Origin of the sequence: Lyngbya aestuarii BL J, assembly GCF_000478195.2 — a bacterium.
Lineage (GTDB): Bacteria > Cyanobacteriota > Cyanobacteriia > Cyanobacteriales > Microcoleaceae > Capilliphycus > Capilliphycus aestuarii.
Map to the genome: position 1 here is coordinate 1 of NZ_AUZM01000083.1, position 24,381 is coordinate 24,381.

The window sequence follows — 24,381 nt, forward strand, 5'->3', positions numbered from 1 at the left end:
CATTGCTTTAAGTAATTTGGTTAATAATCTCAAATCTGTAACGTCTCGAAAGCTTAGACAAGAATTTTCCGACCACTTAAATTCTTTTTACTGGAAAGATGTTTTATGGAATGGCTCTTACTTTGTTGCTAGTTGCGGCGGAGTTACTATTTCAACTCGGCGACAATATATCGAAAATCAGAACAAACCTAATTCCGATAAACCCTGACCGCAATTCATCTCACGCTGCTCTGTCGGGTTAGAAGTGGGGCTTCTTGGGGAAGAAGCTAAAAGCGGGTGTCATCGATGGCAAGGAGTTGTTCCCGACATCTGAGGGTACGCCGCAAGGCGGGGTCCTTTCTCCGCTATTGGCTAATATTGCCCTCCACGGTATGGAAAATCAGATGCGTCTATAACCGTTTCAGTTGCAGGTCAAGAAATGACGGTGGCAGAAGCCATTGAAATGAAAAGTTTCATCCTGTATTCAGAAGCGATTATGAATACCATGTTATTGTCTTATAACCGCGCCCGCAAAGATTTTGATGTTGCCCAAGCACGGGTGAAAGAACGTCTGGATAAATTAGCGATGGAAGTGTTAGGAAAAAATGCTGCTTCTGAAAAATATCAATCTTTAGCCGATAGTTTCTTAGCACGAGAAGGGGTTGAATTACTTGACCCTATAGATTTATCCGCCGATATCGAACAACGGCAAACTTTCGTCGAATAATTTCAATCAACGGTTGACCGGGTATTATCCATTAGTAATGCTCGAACCATGATTGAGATTCCCGATTAATTCATCTAAGATTGTCGGAAATTCAATTACTTAATTTTTGACAGTCTTAAACCCCAAAAATCTGTGCTGGTCACTCGAAAACTTCTAAATTTATGGTTGAAGATGGATAGCTCAAATGCGTAAGATCAGACGACTAAAAATCGTCAGGTTATCGTTTCGCAAACGATTCCATCGAACAATCTTCTCAAAGCTTAAAGCTCAATGCTTAACGCTTAAATCTCAAGCCTCAAATCTTAGACTATCAAGCCTTAAATCCCAAAGATTAACGTTCGATAAAATCCAGGAGTTTTGGTTACAGGTTCTATAAAACCTTGAGGTTCCCACCTGGCTGAGTGGTCAGCACTTTAACACCTTTCAAAAATGTGAATATGGTGTTAACGTTAGCATAGAAGTTTTCCCAACTTTCGATATAGATTTCAATCTCATTATTCGCTTGAGTTAAACAGTGAGAGTCTCATCAGACTCCCTTTTTGGAAGATACCGCTAAATGGATGGCAACTGCAAAACGAAAACCAGGGCAGGGTAAAACTTGGGGGTATCTCCTGCGGAGACGCTTCGCGAACGATTCCTCTATCTTCCTTTATTTTTTAGTGTTCAAAATTTTGATAAAAACCAATTTACTTTGACTTAATTTTCAGCTAAAACTGGTTCTAATTCTTGTCGAAATTGATTCCAATTTTCTACAGCTTGAGGATTAGAATCTGCACCTTTTTGGAATAAAATTACACCGTCTTTAAACCCAATAATACCATATTCATTCGTAGCGGTAAATTGGTCAAGAATCGGAATAATTTCTTTGAGTTGACCTCGCTCTCGTTTAAATCCTTCTTGATATTGCTGCATCTGCCATAAATCCAGAAGAATATAATCCATTTTCACGATCTCTCCGGCATCATTGCGTAACTCAAATTGAGGAAATCGTAAAACTTCCCGACGACTTGAAAGATGAGGAATAATATAAGTTGTTGTTGCCACACTCGCATCGGGTGGAATTTGAGCGAGTAAGGGGCGAAATTGATTCACATGAGACCATTGTTTGGTGACGGGAATATAAACCCAAGGTTGAACTGAGTCAGGAATTAAAAAGTACAGGGTACGATTGGGGTTGGAAGTCAAGGTAAAGAATAAAGATAAACCGATACAAAAGAGCCAAAATCGTTTAAATTTACGCTCTGGCAGTTGTTGTTCTGAATTTTGTTGTTGACGATTTGCCCACCAAAGGATGCTACCGTAAAACAATCCGGGAACAACCGTCATGGCGTAGCGAATAGTAATCGATAAAACCGATTCTCCTTTGGCGATAAAAAGTTTAAGTAAAGGAAATCCGGCAATCATCCAAGACGCGGGAGCAACAGCCGGAACAAATGCTAAGGGCAACCATTGACCCAGTAAATATTTAAGCGTCCCAAAAAACGGCGTAAACAGTTCAACCATTAATCGCCAGGGATTACTAATCATTCCCCAAATAATTTCTAAAGTAGAAGCTTCTTCCCCGTCGGCATATTGACCAAACCGTTCCATCATAAACCGTTGGGAAATATCTTCAGAAAACAACGGCATAATCAGATTCGTCAGCAAGATCATATAACTGAAGCTAAAGATACAAACTGCAATGCCTTGTTTGGGGTAACGTTGGCTCAACGTCATGTACACCCCAACCCCAAACAACACCACCCCAGAATCTTCTCGGACTCCTAAAATCAAAACAGCCAATAGCCAAAACAGCCACCACTTGCGTTTTTCCATCGCGAGTAACAAACTGAATACAAACAGAGGAATTTGACAAACATCATGGAAATTTGCCAGCGTCGGGCCAATAACGGCGTTAGCGGCATAAAAACTAACGGTAATTAAAGCCGAGAGGGGGGGTTCTAGATGTTGTCTGGCTAGGATGTATAAAACTAAACCTGCTGCGGTGACCAGAGTGACTTGTAAGAAAATTAACGTTACAGGCGAGGGAAATAAAGCATAGAAGGGTAGCCACAGCAGTAAAGCAGGAGTGAAGTGTTGGCCCAAGCGATGGTAAGACACATCTGGATATTCACCCTGATGAACGACATTCGTTGATAACGCTGAAGATAAAGAACTCTGAAAAAACCGTCCATGAGAGTTATTCCAGAAGACTTGGTTGAAAATGCCATGGTCATAGGACGCATAGAAGCTGAAATAACGATGGAGCGTTAGTAACAGACAAATCACAAAAAATGCAGTGGCGACTTTAATAACGACTTGGAGTGATAAATTTTTCTGCCAATTTGCCAACATGAGTCATTCCCCTTGGTGTCTCAATCCCTTACTATCCCACAATTTGCGCCTTTAAGTTAGACTCTAAGGACAAACCATGAGGTCTGTGTCATTGGTAACTGGTAGCCTGTCTTACTGAATCATCAGGGTAAATAGCAGATAACTAACTCTTGAAGTGTAAGTTTGCCGACTTTAGCTCCTGACTCCTAAAAAAAATGGAATCATTAAGGAGATCTTAAATTAAACTATTATGTAATTATCTTTTGCCAATGCTTAACTCTTGTTCTCAGAGAGACAGCCTAAACGGTAGATACTCCCTGCTACAAACAGATTTCATGCAGGTATTTCCAGAAAAATCGACCAATCCGGAAGCGTGTCTACAGCTTCTACTGTTCGCCGACCAGCGTCCTAGTTCTAAGGAACAGATCGGTGAGATTCGCCAGTTTCTAGAAAAATTAAATTGTGAGGAGGCTTATGAACTACAAGTTATCGATGTCAGCCAACAGCCTTATCTGGCGGAATATTTTAAATTGGTGGCAACACCTGCCCTAGTCAAAATTTTTCCTGAACCTCGCCATACCCTCGCAGGTAGCGATCTGGTTGCTCAACTCGAACATTGGTGGCCCCGTTGGCAACGGGCTTTAGAGGAATGTTGTTGTCTGGATCAAAAATCCCTCCCAAAAGCCTCCAAAAGCCCTCAGATAGCTAACTCTGTGACATCAGTCGCTTATGTCGCTGAACTGATCAAACTCAGTGATGAAGTCTTCCGCTTAAAACAAGAAAAAGAGCAACTTTTACAGCAACTCAGTTTCAAAGATCGGATTATTGAAATCCTGGCTCATGATCTGCGTAGTCCTTTAACCGCAGCATCCTTAGCTTTGGAAACTCTACTCGCATCGACTCAAAATTCTCGCCAAGAAAAAGAGTCTCCTCAGGTCACTCAGGCGTTTAAAGAACGCTTAGTTCAACAAGCCCGTAACCAGATCCGAACCATCAATCGGATGATCACAGACATCTTGCAGACGGCAACAGGCCCTAGCTCGAAATTGCTGATTCAACCGAGTCAACTAGATCTAGCTCACTTCTGTCAAGAAATTCTAGGTGAGTTTAGCGTTCAGTTGCAAGGAAAATCTCTGCAACTTAAAACCGATATTCCGAACGATATTCCTCTCGTCTATGCCGATCCTGAACGCATTCGTCAGGTGATTGTCAATCTCTTGGATAATGCACTCAAATACACACCCAAAGGCGGAACCCTGCAAGTGTCAATTTTGCATCGTACCACTCAAAAAATACAAGTCAGTATTTGTGACAGTGGGCCGGGTATTCCCGAAGAAAATCGCGATCGCATTTTTCAAGATCGGTTTAGACTCGAACGAGATGAATCTCACGATGGCTATGGAATTGGTTTATCCCTGTGTCAACGCATTATCCGCGCCCACTATGGTCAAATTTGGGTAGACTCCTCTCTCAATCAAGGCAGTTGCTTTCATTTTACGCTCCCCGTTTTTCACTATTAGAGGAAAAATTGTTTAAGATGTTCTTGTTGTTTTCAAAGCGGCAATAATTTTTTCATTCGCCTTGGGAAAGGGAAATTGTTCAACTTCATCTAACGTTACCCAGCGAATTTCGTCGCATTCTAGGGGTTGAGGTTCTCCACTGAGATGACGACAATGATAAACGTTGAGGGTAACGCGAAAATGAGTGTAGGCGTGTTCGAGGGTGATCAAGTGCGATCCGACTTCGACTTCAATGGCTAATTCTTCCCGAATTTCTCGCCGAATACACTCTTTGATAGTTTCGTTGGCTTCCAGTTTTCCGCCGGGAAATTCCCATAATCCTCCCAGTAATCCTTTCGCGGGTCGTTTGTCAATCAAAATCTGTCCCCGTTCGTTCCAGATGACAGCAACACCGATGATTTTATGGGGGAGGGGAGAAGTGGCTTCACGCATGGGAATTTGGAGTTGTAGGTTAGATAAATGAGCAAGAAGTGAGGTTTCCACGGACATGGGGAACAGTTGGGGGTTTTGGGTAAACAAACCGTTGCCCCTAAATCCATTAGGGCTTGGTTAAATGCTTGGGGATGGATCGGATCAAGTAAGGTATCTGACAGGTGCCAGAGGTCTTTGATCGCTTTGGCAGGGGGAACTTTTAAAGCGGTAAGTCGAGCTAATACTCGTTTAACATTACCGTCTAAAATGGAGATCGGTAAATTAAAGGCTGCACTCAGAATTCCTCCTGCCGTTGTTCGATCAATTCCGGGTAACTGTAATACCGCTTCTGATTGTTGAGGGAAAACGCCCTGATGTTCTTCAACAACAATTTGAGCCGCGTGGATGCAGATTTCTCGCCCGAGCATAATATCCCAAACCTTGCCATACTTTGAGAACCTGTTGCAAATCAGCGATCGCTAAAGTTTCAACCGTCGGAAATTGAGTCAGCCTGCGTTCATAATAGGGAATAACCGTTTTGACCTGGGTTTGTTGCAGCATAATTTCTGCGATCCAAATCGAATAAGGATCGTGGAGATTTCGCTACTGGTAGGGTTCGACCTTCACGGTCATACCAAGTTAAAAGCGATCGCCGCAACAGATCAATGTCTGCCGACGATAAACTCATATTTAAGCGAGTGACTGAAAAGACAAGATGACTGCACTATGATTAACGGTCTCGATGTTTGTCTGTCGCCTGCACCGACTGTTCAAATGCCATCCGTTGTTCAGCATTTCGTAGGAAATAACCGCTAATCATTGCTGAAGCTAATAGCCGACCCAAATGTTCGCGATTGGTTGTGATGCTCATCCCAAAATGTTCAGACGGCAAATTCCCTAACAAGCCGATAATATTTCGTTCCATCACTTGAAAAACATCTCCAGAACTGGGCTTAGACAATTGAGAAATGATATCGGGACTCATTGCTTGCACGTATTGCCAGAGCAAGTTATTTCCTTCGCCTCCTTCTCCTTCTTCAAAAAATCTTGAGTTGTGATTGGCTTCATTGTTCACCTGTGTACCTCCGCTCTACAAGAATTCCAATTGATGAAGCTATTTATAGATAATAAGTTGGGAATCGTTAGCTGTTGTCTCTTTCTCCACATACTTTAATTTAGCAGGATAACTTTGTGAACAAGTTGGTACAACCGAACTTAATTGAATTCGGAGTCCCAAGTTGACAACCCGGAAGTTGAGTAAAGCGCCCCGGGAAGCCATTTGACTTCGATCACGCTCTATTCCTCTCTCCCCACGGTCAACTGAAGACTCCGAACTCTAAATATATGAATGAATTAAAGAATGATTGCTGATTTTTTTGCAGATTCTTTTAGCTCGCGAGATAGTCTCCCATATCCTGTTTGCGTTTACGCAGTTTGGTGAGAGCTTCCCGCTCAATTTGTCGCACTCGTTCACGACTAATATTCAGGCGATCGCCGATTTTCGCTAGAGTCATGGTTTGTCCATCCTCTAAACCAAATCTTAAGGCTAAAACCTGACGCTGTTGATCGGTGAGATCAGCCATTAATACTTCTAAGTCTGAACGCATAGAAGACTGCAAGGCATAATCTTCTGGAGAAGCACTCTCATCTTCTAAGAGATCTCCCAACTCCGTATCTTGGTTATCTCCCACCCGCAAATCCAGAGACAATGGAAGTCTAGCTCGTTCGAGATATTCACGAATTTGCTTGGGATTGAGATCCAATTCGTCGGCGAGTTCAGCAATGGTTGCGGCTCGTCCTAGATCTTGAGCGAGGGAACGTTGCGCTTTCTTGATTTTGTTCAGTTTTTCGGTGATGTGGATAGGCAAACGAATGGTTCGACCTTTTTCGGCGATCGCCCGAGTGATCGCCTGACGAATCCACCAATAAGCATAAGTTGAGAAGCGATAGCCTTTTGTGGGATCGAATTTTTCGACTCCCCGCTGCATCCCGATTGTGCCTTCTTGGATTAAGTCCAAAAGATCGACATTACGCTTGATATATTTTTTAGCCACAGATACGACTAATCGCAGATTCGCTTCGACCATCTTACGCTTGGCAGTTTGGCCATCTTCGAGAGCTTGTTTTAACTCTTTTAAAGATACGCCTGCATTTTCTGCCCATTCTGCATAACTGGGTTCACGACCTAGCCGTTTTGCTAGTTTCTCTTTCCCTTCTTGCAGAATTGCGCTCTGTTGCACCTGTTTACCGTAGAGAATCTCTTGCTCATGGGTTAGTAGGGGAACACGACCAATTTCTCGCAGGTAAGTGCGGACCGAATCTGTATCTGTGGGTTTAGCAATTCTCATGGCTCATCTCCCGCTGGATACCTCAATGCTCTAGTGGTTTAAAAGTTAACCCCCTCCCTGGATCTAGCTAAAAAAGTTGGTTGGCTTTTGCGCTTTCAGTTGGGCTAGTCTGCTGAGTTGGACTCAACGAACACTAACTTATGAGTGAGCGTTTACCGAACCTGTTTGACTTTTGGCTGGGAATGAGGACGTTAACATTACTCAATACTTAGATGTTAAGAATTTTAACATTTCTTAGAAATTATGCCTATCCCCCCTAAGGTGGAGTCGGCCCGAGGTTCAAACTTAATCTGTAGACATTACCTGTAAATCAACTTCCGGGTTGCATCAAGTTAGACAAAATTACTTAAATTTTTCTAAAGTTTATTCCTTCTATCCCCATGGGATGGGTAGTGAGTCCATCCCCGTGCGCGGGAGATCGGGTGATCGGAAAAACTTCTGACCTCACGATTTCTGTCTTTTGCCTTGCTATAAATAGATTGTCCCTATCGCTCAAATCGAAACATGATATGACCTATTGTCTTGGTATCATCACAAACGATGGCCTCGTCATGGCTGCTGACTCACGAACGAATGCAGGGGTTGATTATATTTCAACCTATCAAAAGCTGTTTGATTTTTCTCACCCCGGAGAACGAGTCCTCCTCCTGTGTTCGGCTGGTAATTTATCTGTAACCCAAGGCGTTGTCAGTGAACTCGAAAAAGATCTCAAAGTCCAAGAAGACACCAACCTGCACAATATTACCTCTATGTACGAAGTCGCTCGTTACATTGGGGGCAAACTCCGAAAAATCCAAGAATATGATGAAGTCTGGCTGAAAAAAGACGGTATTGAAGCGCAATGCAGTCTATTATTGGGCGGTCAAATTCAAGGCCAAAATCCTGAGTTATTTTTAATCTATAGTCAGGGAAACTTTATTCACGCCACCTCAGATACTCCGTTTCTACAAATTGGGGAAACAAAGTATGGTAAGCCCATTTTAGATCGAACTTTAAGCTACAACACCAATTTAGAAAGTGCCGCTAAATGTGCTTTACTGTCTATTGATTCGACCATGAAATCCAATATTTCTGTTGGGCCACCCATCAATCTAATTATGTACGAAAAAGACAGTTTAGCGATCAAACATCGTTTGCGTCTGCGGTTGGGCGATCCCTATCTAGCTAAAATTCGTCAGCTTTGGGAAGAATCTCTCAAACAAGCTTTTGATTGTATTCCCCATATTAACTGGCAACATCGCGAAGATGACTCACCCGAAAATATTCTGATTGATTGATCAGTCATAAAATCGTGTAATATTGCTTAACCCTATCGGAATTATGACCCGATTCGATCATTTGTTCAATGCGCTTCCCAATGGGAGGCGTAATTGATTGTAGAGATTGTATATTATGCTTAAAGTATCACTCGCTCAAAAATTATTTTTTACTTCTCTATTCTATGAAAAATATCCTCATTTTTGACTTCGATGGAACGTTAGCAGATACACTTGACGCCATTGCTCAAATTTCCAATCGTCTCTCGGTTGAGTTTGGATATCCACCCACTAGCCCAGAAGATCTGGCAGAACTTAAAAATCTAAGTGCTTGGGAGATTATTCGACGTTCTAAGATTTCCATCTTTAAATTACCCTTTTTATTAAGACGCATTCGTAGAGAACTCCAAAAAGATATCCAATATATTCATCTTTTTCCTGAAATCAAAGAAGTTCTAGAAGAATTAAAAAATCAAGGATATTCTCTTTATATTCTAACTTCAAATTCTAGAGAAAATGTTATTGAAGTTTTCCAAAAGTATCAAATTCTACATTTATTTGATCGAGTTGATTCCGCTTCGACTCTTTTCGGAAAGTCGAGATATATTAAAAACATCCTTAAACAAGAAAATTTACTCCCCTCAAAAGCACTTTATATTGGAGATGAAACCCGAGATATAGAAGCCGCAAAAAAGGCTAAAGTTAAAACCATTGCGGTGAGTTGGGGATTTAACTCCCCGGAAATTTTGTCTCGATATCATCCCGATGCTTTAATTGATCATCCCCAAGAACTGATTAAAGTTCTTCAAGCCATGAAAATTCAGGAATAATGAGTCCTCATTCATCACGACTCAGAGCCATGATAACCGCTTGTTGGCTAATATTTTTATATATTGTATCTAAATACTGCATCACGGTTTCACTGGCTGAAATTGAACGTCCTGGTGTTTGATTTGCAGCAGTTTCCAATGGAATTGAACCTAAAACATTTAACACATTATCAGAACTCGCAGGCGGTGTAATCACAACTAAAGATGGATCTAATTGTTCATTATATTCCCAAAACTGTTCAACTTTAGGAGGATAAGAATTAACCGTTTCAATTTCAGCTAAAAGTTGAGTCTTTGTCTCAGGTTCTTCGTCGGATGGACTTCTTAACTGACGTAAATTGGCAATAATTTTTTCTTGACTTTGACCTCGAAGTTTAAACAAAACAAACGGATCTTCACTAAATCTATCCCCTAACATATAATAAACTGCACCAATATGTTTGCACGGGTTAGCTTTATCCGGACAGGTACAATGAGCATGAACATCATCTAAACTAAAAGGAAACAATCTTAAACCATTAGCTGCAAACACTTCTTCTATATTTTGAGGCATTTCTCCAGCTAGAAGTTTAGCAGAAAAAATCGCCTGTTCAGACAAAGTTTCAATCACAAAACCCCATTCTTCATCACTAAAATGATCAAGCCACAATGACACCTCATAAGGTTCACTTTGGGTTCCTTGAACTTGAGCTTGAACTTTTTGGTCTTGAAAATTAATGCTTAATACATTTCCCTGTCTGGCGTAATTTCTCGCGCGTTCTAAGCGTTTTTTAAAGCGATATTTATCAAGTAAATCTAACCATTGTTGTGACCACCATTCTCGATCTGTTTGGATTTCGTAGTTTGTCATTATCATTAAATCCTAAATTTTTCAAGGTTTTCAAGTTAGCAACTATTCTTCTTCATCAATCACCGCATTTCGGTCAATAATGAGTAAGTTTCTAAGTTGATCCGTATCCAATTCAGTTAACCAGTTTTCTCCTGAACCCACAACTTGTTCAGCCAACGCTTTTTTACTTTCAATTAAATCATGAATTTTTTCTTCTAACGTTCCAGTACAAACAAACTTATGCACCTGAACATTGCGCGTTTGACCAATTCTAAACACCCGATCTGTTGCTTGATTTTCAACCGCAGGGTTCCACCAGCGATCAAAGTGAAAAACATGATTAGCGCGAGTTAAATTTAAACCCACACCTCCTGCTTTTAAAGACAGAATAAAAATCGGTGGCCCTTGGGGATCTTGTTGAAAACGATCAATCATTTCTTCTCGTTTATTTTTACGAGTAGCACCATACAAAAATAACACCTCTCGGTTTAATTGCTGTTGTAAATAAGGTTGTAACACTTTTCCCCATTCTGCAAACTGGGTAAATACAATTGCGCGATCCCCTTCTGACAACAATTCTTCTAGCATTTCTTTGAAGCGTTGTAACTTCCCTGAACTTTGAAGGCTTAAACCCTGAGTCTCAACCTTTTTCTTTCCAGTTTTTGTCGCTTTTCCGTTCAATAAAATAGGATGGTTACAAACCTGTTTTAATTTCACTAACAACGCTAAAATCATCCCTCGACGTTGAATTCCTGCGGCTGAGTCTATGTCAGCTAAAGACTGATCCACGATCTTTTGATACAGTGTTGCTTGTTCAGTAGACAGAGAACAAAAGACCGTGTTTTCTTGTTTTTCGGGTAAGTCTTGGATGATTTCTCGATCTGTTTTTAAGCGCCTTAACACAAATGGTTGAACCAAAGATCGCAATGTTTTTAAAGAGTCTGTATCGCCGTATTTTTCAATGGGAACGGCAAATCTTCGCTGAAAAAATTGTCGCTGTCCTAAATAACCCGGATTGAGAAAATCCATAATTGACCATAATTCAGACAGACGGTTTTCGACAGGCGTTCCCGTTAGAGCGATTTTAAAACTCGCCTCTAGATTTCTCACTGTTTTTGATTGTTTAGCCTCGGGATTTTTAATGTTTTGAGCTTCGTCTAAAACTAATCCTTTCCAATTTACCGTTTTGAGTTCTTTCTCATCCCGAAAAGTTAACGGATAACTGGTAATAATTAAATTGTATTTCTGGGCAAATTGAGCAAATTTTTTCCCTTTCTGACGTTTATCCCCGTGATGAACAGTAACTTTTAAACTTGGGCTAAATCGTTTAACTTCTCGTTCCCAATTTCCTAAAACTGATGTCGGACAAACGAGTAAAACAGGTGCATCTAATGTACTTTTTTCTTGTAAATACAAGAGAAATGCAATTAATTCTATGGTTTTTCCTAGCCCCATATCATCGGCTAAACAAGCACCTAAACCCCATTCTTCTAAAAAGGCTAACCAACTCACCCCTCGGGCTTGATAGGGGCGGAGTTCTCCTTTAAAATCACTTGGGGTTTTGATCTCATCGAGCGAACGATTATTTGTTAAAGTATTGAGAAGTTCTTCAAGTTTCCCCCCTGCTTCAAAGTTAACAATGGGTAACTTTTCTACCATTTGCGAGTCACCTGTCGATAAACGTAAAGCATCTTCAAGGGTGAGTGAAAGTTGATCTTTGCGACTCGAAAAGAAGGCTTGAGCAGCTTTAATATCAGCCGGACGTAATTCTACCCATTCGTCATTAATTTCGACTAACGGACTATCTTGAGCGACTAAACGGTTGAATTCAGTTTTTGATAAAGTTTGACCTCCAATTGACAATTCCCATTTAAAATTCAGCAGACTATTTAATCCTAAACTCCCATTTTGTTTTGATTTTGATGTTGCTGCTTGAACACTTAACCCTAAACGGTTCGCCCATCCATTTTCACTGGCTAAACTCGGCGGTAAAATCACCCCTAAACCGCTATCTGTAAACCGCCAATTGATACTTTTAATAAATTCATAGGCTTGTAGGGGCGTTAATAAGCAAGTTTGAGGACGGGCTTCTTGTAAACTGGCTTCTAGGAGAGGATATAGTTTTGAGGCTAAACCTAAACCTTTGAGGAGGGTTTCTTGAGGACGTTTAATCATCCGCCCATTATGAACAAAGGCTTCGACTGGATGAGTCCAAATCGTTTGAGCATCTACTAAAAATTCCGGTTCATCAATGGCTTGTAAACAATAATCTAGTGTCCAATTTTTTTCCTGATTTTGTGGAGGAGAGAGTCGAAATCCCGTTCTAAACAAATTATGTTCGGCGAGAGTTTGTTGGAGGGGTGCTGTCCAATTATTAAGAACTTTTTCTAAGGATTTTGCTTCAGAATTTTTAGATTTTTCTAGGTTAGATTCACTGGCTAAAGCGTGTAACCAACTTTGAACAATCGGTTGAATCGCGGTTAGATTTGTAATCGCTTTCTTTTCACTTTCTTCTGCAACTTTCTTGACTTGACTATCAATAATTGCCGTTAAAAAATCATCAATTAAGTTTTGGGGGTTTTGAGGTAAATCTACGGCTAAGTTTTCAGATTTATTTTCAGATTTATTTTGAGCCTCTTTGAAGTGAAGTTGATACATCCGACAAGCAGCGGGAATTTGTTTAGAAAAACGAATTAATCGGGCTTGATCTGTCGCACTATCGAGTAAAGGTTTCCATTCCGCGACAAAGTGATCTTTTGAGGGGTTAAAAGTGAGACTGGGTAAAAATTTACTCCGAGCGAGTAAGTCTAAACTCCAACGGGAAAGATGAGACCAAAACTGTAAATCTGAGCCGAGAAATGAGTCTTCTGTAGTGAGGTTTCCCAGAGGAAGGGATTGTAAAAAGTCAAAAGCTTCTGTACTATTGAGACAAATGCCTTCAATTTTCCAGGGATAAAGAGTCATCGACTCAGAATCAGCCTGAGAATCAGCTTGAGGCTTAGATTGAAGGGGATAGAGTCCTATTTTGGGGGAGAGTTTAGTGGGAAGGGCGAGAGTTTCTGTAACGAAAACTTTACTCTCTATAGACAACTGCTTTTCACTGCACCACTTCTCCAATTCAACAGGGCTTAAAGCAAAAGGATAAACCAAAACACCATCAGCCGGATTAAATTCGTTGGGTGTAATACGACGCCAGTTTTCTCCCCAAATAAAAAAGTAACTTTCGGGTTGCTGGAGCCAACTTCCGTGTAAAATTGTCATTTAAAATTAGTCCTCAGACTTCCAACTGCAATCTACCCGCTAATCTGGGGTTAAATTATCACTGAATCTGTCAATGAATCATTTGATTACTAATGAAACTTGATCAACAGATTTTCATCTTAGGATTTGTTTCCTCTAATCAGGCTGCTCCCTAAAACGTTGTGTATGCTGTATTTAAGCATTCTACTGTGGGGACAGATTAACTAACGGGTCACTGATCTAGTATAATGTGCAACTATATTCAATAAACTCGCTCATAATCTCTCAATGAGCTGACCCCAAACGATAGAACTCGCGCCAAGGAAAAGTCAATCATGATCTAGAATCCCAACCTCAGACAAATACCCAATTCGGAGAATTGATGGCAAGAATACAACTGAGTAGATTAAGCCAAATCAAGCTCCTTTGGGCAATAACATTTCCAAAAAATCAGTTGAGCGAACCTTCGACTGATACTGACAACGGGTGCCACGCCTCTTACTCGGTATTATACTGATCTCAGGCATTAATTGGCTGTTTTTTCTAGAATGAGAGTGGGGAAATTTAAACCTCCTCAGCATCGCCTCTATCCTCTGTGCTTCGGTGAGAAGCCTATAGCCATTAGAGTATAGAGCGATACCAGACACCGAAAGCAAAGTCTCAGAGAGAATACTAAAGTTTTTGGTGTTCGTGACCGCAAAAGAATAGTGGAAAGAGAAGGAAGATAGCATACATGGAAGAAATGGACAAGTCAATATCCTTTGATGGACGGGATATTCGACTGAAGATTGGATTACTGGCACCCCAGGCAGGTGGAGCCGTATTAATCGAGTCGGGAGATACATCAGTTTTAGTCACTGCAACTCGTGCTGAAGGAAGACCCGGGATTGATTTTTTGCCGTTGTTAGTAGACTACGAAGAACGACTCTACGCCGGAGGTAGAATCCCGGGCGGTTTCCTGCGTCGCGAAGGTCGTCCACCCGATCGCGTAACCCTCACCAGTCGCTTAATTGACCGCCCTCTACGTCCACTGATTCCGGGCTGGATTCGCGATGATATTCAGATCGTCGCCACCACCCTGTCAATGGATGAACAAGTACCGCCCGATGTCTTAGCCGTCACGGGTGCATCGGTCGCCGTGGTCATGGCTCAAATCCCCTTTTACGGGCCAATGGCTGCCGTGCGCGTCGGACTGTTAGGGGATGATTTTATTATTAATCCCACCTACCGAGAAGTCAAAAACGGAGACTTAGATCTCGTGGTTGCGGGTTCCCCTGAAGGTGTGGTCATGGTGGAAGCCGGAGCCAACCAACTCCCGGAACAGGATATTATCGAAGCGATAGATTTTGGCTATGAAGCAGTCTGTGACTTGATCAAAGCTCAACAAGAGATTGCCAAAGAACTCAATATCGATATTACACCCGGAGAATCCCCTCAAGAGGATACTACCCTGGTTGAGTTTATTCGTGAACGCACGACCGAACCGATTAAACAAGTTCTCACCCAATATCATTTTGCCAAAAGTGAACGGGATGCCGCTCTAGACGAAATCAAACACACCCAAGTCGAAGAACCCCTCGCAGAAAAACCAGAAGATGATCCGCTACAGGTTCTCATCAGTGAAGATCCCAAGGCAATTAGCCGCATTTTCAAAGATGTGACTCGCGAGTTCATGCGACAACAAATCGTCCAAGAGAGTATTCGGGTCGATGGTCGTAACCTCGATCAAGTCCGTCCAGTTTCTTGTCGGGTGGGATTTTTACCGAAACGGGTTCACGGAAGCGGTTTGTTTAACCGAGGGTTGACACAAGTATTGTCTATTGCCACTTTGGGAACTCCCGGAGATGCACAAGACTTGGATGACTTGCACCCCCAAGACGAAAAACGCTATATGCACCACTACAACTTCCCGCCCTATTCTGTCGGTGAAACCAAACCGATGCGATCGCCGGGAAGACGAGAAATTGGTCACGGGGCTTTAGCAGAACGAGCTTTATTACCCGTATTACCTATTAAAGAGCAGTTTCCCTACGTGATTCGGGTTGTCTCAGAAGTGTTATCTTCCAACGGTTCAACTTCGATGGGTTCGGTCTGTGGTTCGACGCTTTCGTTGATGGATGCAGGGGTTCCCATTACCAAACCAGTTAGTGGGGCGGCGATGGGTTTAATTAAAGAAGGGTCAGAAGTTCGCATTCTCACCGATATTCAGGGAATTGAAGACTTTTTGGGTGATATGGACTTCAAAGTTGCGGGGACAGATAGCGGGATTACCGCCCTGCAAATGGATATGAAGATCACAGGTTTATCTTTGGATGTGATTGCCAAAGCAATTCATCAAGCCAAACCCGCCCGTTTGCATATCTTAGAAAGTATGCTCGAGGCGATTCAAAAACCCCGTTCTGATTTGTCTCCGTTTGCGCCTCGCTTGTTAACCATGAAGATTGATCCGGATCTGATTGGTTTGGTAATTGGGCCAGGTGGGAAAACCATTAAGGGGATTACTGAGGAAACAGGCGTTAAAATTGACATCGATGACGATGGTACTGTAACTATTGCCTCTACTGATAGTGATAAAGCCGCCCGTGCTTGTCAGATTATTCAAGGAATGACCCGCAAACTCAACGAAGGCGATGTTTATGTGGGCCGAATTACCCGAATTATTCCGATTGGGGCGTTTGTGGAAGTGCTTCCCGGCAAAGAAGGGATGATTCACATTTCCCAATTGGCTGATTATCGGGTTCCCCGTGTCGAAGATGAAGTCGCCATCGGGGATGAAGTGATTGTTAAAGTCCGTGAAATTGACAGCAAAGGACGGATTAACCTCACTCGCTTGAATATTCACCCGGATGAAGCTGCGGCGGCTAAAACGGCTGCTGGAGGAGTCGTCAAGTAAGGTTTAGAACCTCACCCTCAATCCCTCGCCTATTTGGAGAGGGACTTTGATACTCAACAGAGTCTGTGTTGGGGTTCTTCTCTCTCCTGGCAGGACAGGGAAGTTAGCAGGGTGAGGGGATTGGATCGCTCAATCAAGGGGGTTAAGCTTGAAATTCAAACGCCCCAATATCAATCACATCGTTAGCAATCCGAGCAAAGGGGTCAACCTGACGTTGATCGAAGGTTCCGGGATCTGTAAATACCCCCGAAAATTCGGCATTCCCCGCATCAATCGCCGGACTTCTGGTTTGTAATGCGATCGTCGGAGTTAATCCGCCGTTATCGACTAATTCACCAATTAACAACGCATCCGGAGCCACACCCACAAGATCACCATTGACTCCATTGGTTAATCCATTCACACCTTCTGCATCTCCAATTAAGTTATTTCCGCCACTCGTTGCGGGAAAGTCAGTAGAAGTTGATAAATCGGGATCACTGGCAGTTGTATTTGTGGGATCAATTGTATTACTGGCAATTAGAGTATTTTTTAAACTAACCCCACCCCCAATATTACGAATTCCTCCGCCACGGCTATTGGCATTATTAAGTGCAATGGTACTATTGGTTAGAGTTAACGAAGCAATCGAGTTAAAAATTCCTCCCCCTAAATCGGCTGTATTTCCAGCAATCGTGCTATTGGTCACATTGACTGAACCATCAATTACCACAATACCGCCACCATTGACACCCGTGTTACTGCTAATCGTGCTATTGGTAATATTTAATTGACCGGAGTTGGCAATTCCACCGCCATTATTAGCTTGACTTCCCGTAACAACACTGTTAATAATATTCACAGTGCTACTACTAGAGCTAACATTAATTGCACCTCCTCGACTTCCGGTTTGAACGTTACCAGAGTCATCAAAATTAGTTCCCGGTGCAACGCCGTTAGCAATCGTTAACCCTTCAAACGTGACATCTCCGCCATTAATTGTAAAGAGGCGAAAATCCGAAGTTGCTGACTCACTGCGTTCAACGGTGAGTACATTCGCTCCAGGGCCATTAAACGTGAGATCACTGTTAATATTGGGTAAAGCTGCAACTAAATCAATCGTATTATTACCCGCAGCTTGAGCCGCAAAAGTAATTTCATTTGCACCAGAAAAGTTTTGAGCATTAATTAACGCTTGTCGTAACGAACCCTCAACCGCATCAAAATAAGCCTGTTCATCGTTAATTTGATCGCTATCGGTTAAACGAGTCACTTCCGTATCATTTGCCAAAATCGTAACTGTTGCTTGATTATCTTCCGAATCAATCACATATTCAGAATCGTCGATTTCTGCTAAGGTTAACGTTAGGGATTCATCCGCTTCTGCTTGCGGATCATCAAGGGGAACTAAGGTAATATCAACACTCAGTTGATCAACCGGAAGCGTGACAGTTGCACTCCCTGTATTTGTTTCGGCGTCAACCTGGATCGGAACCGCTTGAGTCCCAATTTGTAACTCATATTCTGGTTCACTTAATAACAGCTTATTCCCAGAAACCGTTAAATTAACCGTTAATGCACCGGCTGCTTCTGGCGATCGCTCTATCCGAAATGTACCATTTTGAGTAGCCGGATTAAGATCGGGTTGATTAGCATCGGCTTCAATCGCTTCAGCTTGAATCGCGGTAATCGAAACCGTCGCCGTATCATCATTTTCAATTGTTAAAACCGACTCCGGTTGAAGGGTTCCGGCGCGTCCAGCAGCGACTTCCTGACCATTATTACCAACCACTAGAAAATTAGTAAAACTCAATCCCAGCGTTTCATCATTTTCAACCCGATCATCCCCTAAAATCTGAATGGGTACCGTTTGACTGGTTTCACCGGATGCAAAATCAATTGTAATTGGGCCGTCTGTATAGTCACTACCCGGAGCAGCAGTTCCCTGAGTCAGAACCACATCCACTGATGAAGGGTTGCTGGTTTCCCCAGAACGCAGAACCTCAACAACATTGGTTGTATTCGGACTATTGCCTTCGAGAGTGCTAAAAGTCGCCGCAGAAAAATTGTAAACCGGAGGCGATCTATTATCTAAAATCAGTAAATTCGCCGTCGGGAACGTGTTACCCGTTTGTCCCTGGGGTGCAAAGTTTTCAAAACTTAAGCTTACTGCTTCGGCTTCTTCTTCAACCGTATCGTCAATGATGTCTAAAGAAATCGTTTGAGTCGTTTCACCTGGAGCAAAGTCTACGGTAATCCGTTCGGGTGTAAAATCTTCTCCCGGTGTACCCCCGTTCGCTGCTGCTGTCGTCAGAACCACATCGACGGATGACGCAACTTCCGCATTTCCACTCCGAAGAACGGTGACAACTTCTGTGGTTCCCTCCTCCTCGCTAGCCGTGTATTGATTGGTCGTAAAATCGTAGGTGGGAATATCGTCATCATCAACGATAATTAAATCAGCCGTGGGATTATCCATGCCCACATTTTGTCCAGGAGGAGCAGCCAGAGACAATCTTACCGTTTTGTTCGGTTCAGGAGCAACATTTCCAATAATGGCAATGGGAACCGTTGCAACACTTTGATCGGCCTCAAAATTCACCGTAATTGGCCCTGCGCCAAAGTCTACATCAGCTAAAGCATTATTGATTCCCTCTAAGTTCACCGTCACACTAGACGGGTCAGCTAGGCGTCCGCTACGAACGATCTCAACGACATTAACCGTATTTAACGCATTCCCTTCAGAAGCGATAAATGAGGGATTTGTAAACTCGTAGGAAATCGGGCCATCATCGTCGTTAATGGTGAGTGTAGCGGTGCCATTGGTTACACCCGCTTGTCCCCCCATAATCGGATTACCATCTTCGGTAATAATCTCGAAGTTCCCAAAGCTGAGATTTAGACTTCTCGCCTCTTGTTCTTCGGTATTGGGAATCAGATCAACCAAAACAGATTTTTCGGCTTCTTCGGGTAAAAAGACAACTGGAGTGGGCTGAGGAGGAGTATTATAATCGGTTCCTTCGACGGCGGTACCATCGGTTAAAATGACATCAACCCGAGATTGTAAAGCCAGATCTGCCGAGCGCCGAATGATGATTTCTGCTTGTTGAGGATTGTCTGGATCGCCTTCAACACCAATAAAGTTAGCTTGAGTAAAGTCGTAAACAGGAGGATCGGGCGGCTCATCATCGTTAATAATTGTACCAATTGCCGATTGACGAGCAGAATCTGCTGTATACAAAGTTCCCGAGTCGGCGACGGTTAATTCAACGGTTTTATCGGCTTCAAAGATATCATTGGCAACCGGAGTCAGCGTCACTTGAGTTGTAGAAGAATTGAGGGGGAAAACGATACGTCCTGACCCTTCCGCAAAATCTAAGGCTCCAGTGACAGTGTAATCTGTTCCTAACTCTGCACTTCCGGCGATCGCAAAATCAACGATAATTCCTGTAGCAAGAGAACCACTCGAACGACGAAAAGTATAAACTAATTCCTGGCCTTGATCTTCTGGAACTTCTGGTGGAGAAACGGAAACCCCCACCGTAGAAGGAGTAATGGGCGGAGTCGCAGGTAAAATGGGTGTATCGTCGGGTGTCGGTGTCGGTGTGGGGGTTGGTGTGGGTGGGGCGGGAGGTTGATCATCGTCTTCGATATTAACGATGAATTCGCTTTGTACCCCAATCGTTGCGCCGCCAATGGGATCAGTTAACCGCAAACGAATTGATTCGTCGCCCTCAAATTGATCATCATTATTAATCGGAATTGTGACTCGTTTGAAGGTTTCAAAGGGTGCAAAAACCACCTCTATTCCTTCTGCGGGAAAGTCTAAATCATCTGAGGAAGAATTTGCCTCAAAGAGCAACAATTGAGCGCCGACGGTGTTGAGAGGAGAACCTGTCCGTTCAATTCCAATTTCTACAAAAGCAGAAGTTTGATCTTCTTTGATTTCAACCGATTGTTCACTAAACTCTACAACTGAAGTGATTGTGGTGATGGATTTTGTAAAGTTAGAACGAATGAGAGTATTGCGTTGGGTGGCTTCTAATATCGCCAGTTCTTCCCGACTTTCACGTTCTATAATCGTTGTATTATTTCCTGTTTGAATGAATTCTAAATCTTCAAATTCTAAGTCTTCGGTTAAGGCGATTAAATCAAATCCGGGTCGGAAATCAGTAATAATATCAGTGAAGCCGCCATTCAGTTCACGACCGATCACAAATAAATCCGCTCCGCCTCCTCCTGTGAGAGTATTTAAGCCGAAGCCTGTATAGAGAATATCATTATCGCGATCGCCAAACAATTGGTCATCACCCTCTAAGTTGAGGATTGTATCATTACCTTGACCACCATAGAAAATATCACTTCCACCAATATCACTAATGAAGTCATCGCCTTCGTTACCGAATAAGAGATCATTTCCTAGATCTCCTTCGACGGTATCATTCCCTAACTCTCCGAATACAGAGTCATCTCCCTCGCCCCCTTGTAAAAGATCTTCATCTCGACTTCCAAGAATGGAATCATTATCGGAGTTACCTTGTAGGGTATCATTTCCGGGAAAGCCAATCAGGGTATCGTCCCCTTCTAGTCCCTGAATCAAATCAGCCTCAAGTGTTCCTTCGAGTAGATCGGGGTTAACAGTACCAATAATATTAGCCATAAAAGTTGTGTCAGTGAACAGGTGAATGGTTCAAATGTCAATCCGGTGAAACTCGTGGTAAAAATTAACACAATCAAAGCCAAATGTAACTGAGGGGAAGGAATTATCCCAAACCCACAGTCTGACTTGACTGTTGCATTTTTAGGAAAACATAACAAAAGGTTGTCTCAAATTGTTCTCAGCATACCCACAATTGGCTTGGCTGTTAACATAGGTTCAACCCGTTGCATTTTCTCCGGTCTCCTGCTGATCAGGTTCTTGTCTATGATCGCTTTGTGAAATGTAACAGAGTATAAACGACTTTGATACTCCCGATTACAGATCGTTAAGCATTTGACGAGAAAACCTGTTTTGCGTGATAGTGTCTAGAGGTGTTTACCGAATTGCAGTTGACTCACGACGAGGAGAACCCATTGAATTCACAGATGACACAATACCCATCCTGTTCACTGCATCATGATGTCAGCGAGTATGTGGCTGACCTTCAACTTCACATGACGTTGCAGGCTCGTAACTTAGTTCCCCCATTGACTCAAGAAGGTCAAGATAGTCGCGAACAAATGTTACAACAAACTCAGGCTTATTTTGAAAAAATGGCTTCTCGACAAGCGAGTTCTATGTCGGTATGAATCAGTCCTTATAAATTCTCATCAAAGCCGACTAGGAACCGATAAAGTTCTCTACTTTTAGAGAGCTTTTTGGGGTTAATTTTGGTTTTTAGTCGGTTTTTCAATCTGGGTTTTAAAGAGTTGGAATTTCTAAAGTTTGATGGTTGTCAAGAGAGTCAGAAATCAGCTGATTTCGGATAGCAATTAAATCACAATACTCAAATTCATCCGTTCCAAATGCTTTGATAGTAATGGTTTTTAAAGTATCTTCGGGTTTGACTTGGTAGGAACTCCAACGATAGGACTTTCCATTTAACTGAAACTCGGGTGAAGATTGTAGCCATTTTTGGTACTTTTCATCTCGTCCTTTTGCAAAGCGAGATTCAGTTTGAGTCAGCGCAAATTGCCAAACTTGATAACCCGCAGGTGTCAGATGAAGTCCATCAGTTGTTAGTTCTGAATGTAAATTACCAGATGGATTAGCAAAACGAGAATGAAAATCGAGATAATTTGTATTTTCTTGTTGAGCGAGTTGTTTGAGTTCGTGATTGAATTGATTGATTTGAGTGTTGGGAATAGTAAAAGATAAAAACTGACTCGGTAGCGAAGTGGGGAATAATGATTGAACAAAAAGCTGAGAATGAGGATGTTTGTTTTTTAATTCTTGTAGAATACGTTGATAGTTTTTTAAAATCACAGGAACCGGAGTCTTGAGTTTTAAATCGTTAATTCCAGCTAAGATATAAATCTCATTCGGTTCAACTGCATCTAAAGCAGACAACCGTTTTAATATTCCTCCGGTTGTATCTCCAGAAATCCCTTGATTTAACCAAAATCTCCCTTCCGGAAGTAAAGCAGTGGGAAACCACATACTCAGAGAATCCCCCAATAAAACCGCCAATCGTGTAGAATGAGATTGAGAAGTAATAACCGCTTTGATTAATTGAGCTTCTTCCTGAAAAATCTGTATCCAGTCTTTAGAAAGCGGAGTAAACGTATTAGAAGGTAAACGGGTGTATATTTGTTTGTTGTAGAGAGCAACCAGCCGTTGCTGATACATTTCCAAACCCGTTTTAGGCACAGACATAAAAATAAACTATAAAAAAATTTAAGCCAATCTTAGCATTAGACTAGCCTAAATCCTCCCAAATATTCAAACTTTCCAAATATTCAAATTTTTACTTTTTGTATAGCATTTTAGTGATTAGGCGAAAAAAACACCTAAACCCAGTTTTCGCGTTGTATCGGGGCGCTACATGATCGAAAAATTAGGTTTACCGCAACGCCGTCTTACCCCAGTTTTTGACCTCAATATGCCTTTTAGGTGGGTACCTTTGTCGAGCTTTAAGTTTCCGGATACTAAGTCCGGTTTACTGCCACTCGAAGTTTCTCTGGTTCCCGGATACTGAGATTTACAGATCAAAAAAACATAAAGGCAGTCACCAACGCCGCAGCAGAACCTGTTTCCTATTATAACGATTCTGGTTCAACTGTGGAGAGGTAAATATGCTTATTTACTCATGGAGTGTCGGGTGTTGGTGAAATTACGGATATTAGAGTCAGTGATACCCACAGAATTCCGTAAATTTTCTGATGCGAAACCAGAAATAGTCAAAGTAGACTCGAACTTATCAAGCACAGCAAGGTAATACTAATGTTGAAATCAAGAATGGTCGTGTTTGGGTTAGTCTTGGGTATGGGTCTGTTCGCTACGCAAGTCCAAGCCGAAACCGAAAGTGTCAGCTTTACCTTAGTTAATCGTACCAGTCGCAATTTACAAGAGTTCTACGCCTCACCCCCTGAAGTTGAAGACTGGGAAGAAGACATTTTAGCTTCACAGCGAGAAGCCCCACACCTGAAACGCAGTGTCAGTGTGGGATGAATCGCCCTTGAGGTTGTTAATTCTCCAGATTAAGTTATAATAAATTGCATTCGCTCTAATTTGCCGAATGAGAAACGTAGCAAAAGTCAGACTATATCCAACAGACGAACAGAAACAAGCTCTTACAAAAGCTTTTGGCTCTGTCCGTTGGGTATGGAATTACTGCCTTGCGCTAAACAACCAAGCCTATAAAGAAACAGGTAAGGGAATCTCAGGAATGCAACTCAAGAAACAGTTACCAATTCTTAAGAAGAAAGAAGAAACAGCCTGGTTAAAGGAAACCTATTCACAATGCTTACAGCAGTCTGTTTTAAATCTTTCCAGAGCTTTTGTCAACTTCTTTGAAGGTCGAGCCAAGTTCCCTCGATTTAAGAGTCGCCATGAAAAGCAATCGATTCAGTACCCTCAAAATGTCAAGATTGTTGACAGTCATTTAAGTTTTCCTGTGATTGGAAAAATCAAAGCCAATATTCACCGAAAATTTGATGGCAATATCAAAACAGTCACAATAACAAAGACAAGAACGGAGAAGTATTACGCTTCAATTTTATTTGAGAACGAGGAAGCCGAACCGCAGACTTCTGACGAGGGAAAAGCGATAGGATTAGACCTGGGACTCACCCACTTTTTGATTACAAGTGAGGGGTCTAAATACGAAAATCCTCGGCATTTTAAAAAGCATGAACGTAATTTAAAGCGAAAGCAGCAGAAATTATCTCGCAAGCAAACAGGTTCCAATTCCCGGAATAAAGCCAGGAAATTGGTAGCAAGAGCGCACGAGAAAATCTTCTTTGCGAGACAAGACTTCCTACATAAACTGTCTCGCAAGATTGTCAACGAGAACCAAGTGATAATCGCTGAAAATCTTAATGTAAAGGGTATGGTACGCAACCACAATCTAGCCAA

At 42.1% G+C, this 24,381-nt stretch carries 18 protein-coding genes and 1 other RNA gene; 9 read left to right on the forward strand and 10 right to left on the reverse strand.

Annotated features, from left to right (window positions below):
* Together M595_RS23495 and M595_RS32510 are read left to right on the forward strand one after the other, a co-directional pair.
* Nucleotides 1-208: IS200/IS605 family transposase (locus M595_RS23495; RefSeq protein WP_023065878.1), on the forward strand; the 208-nt coding region annotated here is incomplete at its 5' end.
* Between the two features lie 210 nt (nucleotides 209-418).
* The gene (locus M595_RS32510) at nucleotides 419-706 is read left to right on the forward strand and encodes a hypothetical protein (RefSeq protein ID WP_023069011.1); all 288 of its coding nucleotides are present in this window, start codon (nucleotides 419-421) and stop codon (nucleotides 704-706) included.
* A 696-nt stretch (nucleotides 707-1,402) separates the two neighbouring features.
* Here M595_RS32510 and M595_RS23505 read toward each other — a convergent pair.
* Complete coding sequence (locus tag M595_RS23505; protein ID WP_023069012.1) at nucleotides 1,403-3,040, reverse strand: DUF2079 domain-containing protein; 1,638 nt, start codon at nucleotides 3,038-3,040, stop codon at nucleotides 1,403-1,405.
* Nucleotides 3,041-3,354: 314 nt separating this feature from the next.
* On the opposite strand from M595_RS23505, the gene M595_RS23510 reads away from it, so the two are divergent.
* Nucleotides 3,355-4,539, forward strand: coding sequence for a histidine kinase (locus M595_RS23510; protein ID WP_023069020.1), 1,185 nt, complete (start codon nucleotides 3,355-3,357; stop codon nucleotides 4,537-4,539).
* Nucleotides 4,540-4,551: 12 nt separating this feature from the next.
* Here M595_RS23510 and mutT read toward each other — a convergent pair whose 3' ends face one another.
* From mutT to M595_RS23525, 4 genes are all read right to left on the reverse strand, one after another.
* Nucleotides 4,552-4,971, reverse strand: a complete 420-nt coding sequence (gene mutT / locus M595_RS32515; protein WP_023069023.1) for an 8-oxo-dGTP diphosphatase MutT — start codon at nucleotides 4,969-4,971, stop codon at nucleotides 4,552-4,554.
* 360 nt (nucleotides 4,972-5,331) lie between these two features.
* Nucleotides 5,332-5,511 (reverse strand): hhH-GPD superbase excision DNA repair family protein, encoded by a 180-nt coding sequence (locus tag M595_RS32520; RefSeq protein WP_023069015.1) that lies wholly within the window; start codon nucleotides 5,509-5,511, stop codon nucleotides 5,332-5,334.
* A gap of 169 nt (nucleotides 5,512-5,680) precedes the next feature.
* Nucleotides 5,681-6,025, reverse strand: coding sequence for a DUF760 domain-containing protein (locus M595_RS23520; protein WP_023069026.1), 345 nt, complete (start codon nucleotides 6,023-6,025; stop codon nucleotides 5,681-5,683).
* Nucleotides 6,026-6,338: 313 nt separating this feature from the next.
* A complete protein-coding gene (locus M595_RS23525) occupies nucleotides 6,339-7,298 on the reverse strand; it encodes an RNA polymerase sigma factor, RpoD/SigA family (RefSeq protein WP_023069022.1) in 960 nt (319 codons plus the stop codon).
* Between the two features lie 509 nt (nucleotides 7,299-7,807).
* Here M595_RS23525 and M595_RS23530 point away from each other — a divergent pair.
* A complete protein-coding gene (locus tag M595_RS23530; protein ID WP_040484576.1) occupies nucleotides 7,808-8,575 on the forward strand; it encodes a proteasome-type protease in 768 nt (255 codons plus the stop codon).
* 164 nt (nucleotides 8,576-8,739) lie between these two features.
* Nucleotides 8,740-9,384: an HAD-IA family hydrolase gene (locus tag M595_RS23535; protein WP_023069021.1), complete on the forward strand. Its 645-nt coding sequence runs from the start codon at nucleotides 8,740-8,742 to the stop codon at nucleotides 9,382-9,384.
* A gap of 7 nt (nucleotides 9,385-9,391) precedes the next feature.
* Here the strand turns inward: M595_RS23535 and M595_RS23540 are convergent, their stop codons facing one another.
* Nucleotides 9,392-10,234: an SWIM zinc finger family protein gene (locus tag M595_RS23540; RefSeq protein WP_023069027.1), complete on the reverse strand. Its 843-nt coding sequence runs from the start codon at nucleotides 10,232-10,234 to the stop codon at nucleotides 9,392-9,394.
* A 42-nt stretch (nucleotides 10,235-10,276) separates the two neighbouring features.
* Entirely contained in the window at nucleotides 10,277-13,474 is a 3,198-nt protein-coding gene (locus M595_RS23545; RefSeq protein ID WP_023069016.1) for a sll1366 family intein-prone helicase, read from the reverse strand.
* A 712-nt stretch (nucleotides 13,475-14,186) separates the two neighbouring features.
* On the opposite strand from M595_RS23545, the gene M595_RS23550 reads away from it, so the two are divergent.
* Nucleotides 14,187-16,346 (forward strand): polyribonucleotide nucleotidyltransferase, encoded by a 2,160-nt coding sequence (locus M595_RS23550; RefSeq protein WP_023069019.1) that lies wholly within the window; start codon nucleotides 14,187-14,189, stop codon nucleotides 16,344-16,346.
* Nucleotides 16,347-16,488: 142 nt separating this feature from the next.
* Here M595_RS23550 and M595_RS23555 read toward each other — a convergent pair whose 3' ends face one another.
* A complete protein-coding gene (locus M595_RS23555; protein WP_023069025.1) occupies nucleotides 16,489-20,985 on the reverse strand; it encodes a Calx-beta domain-containing protein in 4,497 nt (1,498 codons plus the stop codon).
* Nucleotides 20,986-21,410: 425 nt separating this feature from the next.
* Between M595_RS23555 and M595_RS23560 the strand changes: the two genes are divergently transcribed.
* Nucleotides 21,411-21,614, forward strand: coding sequence for a hypothetical protein (locus M595_RS23560; RefSeq protein ID WP_040484577.1), 204 nt, complete (start codon nucleotides 21,411-21,413; stop codon nucleotides 21,612-21,614).
* A 112-nt stretch (nucleotides 21,615-21,726) separates the two neighbouring features.
* Here the strand turns inward: M595_RS23560 and M595_RS23565 are convergent, their stop codons facing one another.
* Nucleotides 21,727-22,680 carry a GDSL-type esterase/lipase family protein gene (locus M595_RS23565; protein WP_023069017.1) on the reverse strand — a complete coding sequence of 318 codons (954 nt, stop codon included), beginning with the start codon at nucleotides 22,678-22,680 and terminating at the stop codon, nucleotides 21,727-21,729.
* Between the two features lie 183 nt (nucleotides 22,681-22,863).
* A non-coding RNA gene (gene ssrS, locus M595_RS29650) (6S RNA) lies at nucleotides 22,864-23,053 on the reverse strand.
* A 194-nt stretch (nucleotides 23,054-23,247) separates the two neighbouring features.
* Between ssrS and M595_RS23570 the strand changes: the two genes are divergently transcribed.
* Nucleotides 23,248-23,475, forward strand: a complete 228-nt coding sequence (locus M595_RS23570) for a hypothetical protein (RefSeq protein ID WP_152983628.1) — start codon at nucleotides 23,248-23,250, stop codon at nucleotides 23,473-23,475.
* A 67-nt stretch (nucleotides 23,476-23,542) separates the two neighbouring features.
* On the forward strand, nucleotides 23,543-24,381 hold an 839-nt coding region (locus M595_RS23575; protein ID WP_023069014.1), incomplete at its 3' end, for an RNA-guided endonuclease InsQ/TnpB family protein.

Excerpts from the sequence above, each read along its gene's own strand:
- M595_RS32510 (WP_023069011.1), top strand. The coding sequence starts at position 419 with ATGACGGTGGCAGAAGCCATTGAAATGAAAAGTTTCATCCTGTATTCA.
- M595_RS23505 (WP_023069012.1), bottom strand. The coding sequence starts at position 3,040 with ATGTTGGCAAATTGGCAGAAAAATTTATCACTCCAAGTCGTTATTAAA.
- M595_RS23510 (WP_023069020.1), top strand. The coding sequence starts at position 3,355 with ATGCAGGTATTTCCAGAAAAATCGACCAATCCGGAAGCGTGTCTACAG.
- mutT (WP_023069023.1), bottom strand. The coding sequence starts at position 4,971 with ATGCGTGAAGCCACTTCTCCCCTCCCCCATAAAATCATCGGTGTTGCT.
- M595_RS32520 (WP_023069015.1), bottom strand. The coding sequence starts at position 5,511 with ATGCTGCAACAAACCCAGGTCAAAACGGTTATTCCCTATTATGAACGC.
- M595_RS23525 (WP_023069022.1), bottom strand. The coding sequence starts at position 7,298 with ATGAGAATTGCTAAACCCACAGATACAGATTCGGTCCGCACTTACCTG.
- M595_RS23530 (WP_040484576.1), top strand. The coding sequence starts at position 7,808 with ATGACCTATTGTCTTGGTATCATCACAAACGATGGCCTCGTCATGGCT.
- M595_RS23535 (WP_023069021.1), top strand. The coding sequence starts at position 8,740 with ATGAAAAATATCCTCATTTTTGACTTCGATGGAACGTTAGCAGATACA.
- M595_RS23540 (WP_023069027.1), bottom strand. The coding sequence starts at position 10,234 with ATGACAAACTACGAAATCCAAACAGATCGAGAATGGTGGTCACAACAA.
- M595_RS23545 (WP_023069016.1), bottom strand. The coding sequence starts at position 13,474 with ATGACAATTTTACACGGAAGTTGGCTCCAGCAACCCGAAAGTTACTTT.
- M595_RS23550 (WP_023069019.1), top strand. The coding sequence starts at position 14,187 with ATGGAAGAAATGGACAAGTCAATATCCTTTGATGGACGGGATATTCGA.
- M595_RS23555 (WP_023069025.1), bottom strand. The coding sequence starts at position 20,985 with ATGGCTAATATTATTGGTACTGTTAACCCCGATCTACTCGAAGGAACA.
- M595_RS23560 (WP_040484577.1), top strand. The coding sequence starts at position 21,411 with ATGACACAATACCCATCCTGTTCACTGCATCATGATGTCAGCGAGTAT.
- M595_RS23565 (WP_023069017.1), bottom strand. The coding sequence starts at position 22,680 with ATGTCTGTGCCTAAAACGGGTTTGGAAATGTATCAGCAACGGCTGGTT.
- M595_RS23570 (WP_152983628.1), top strand. The coding sequence starts at position 23,248 with ATGTTGAAATCAAGAATGGTCGTGTTTGGGTTAGTCTTGGGTATGGGT.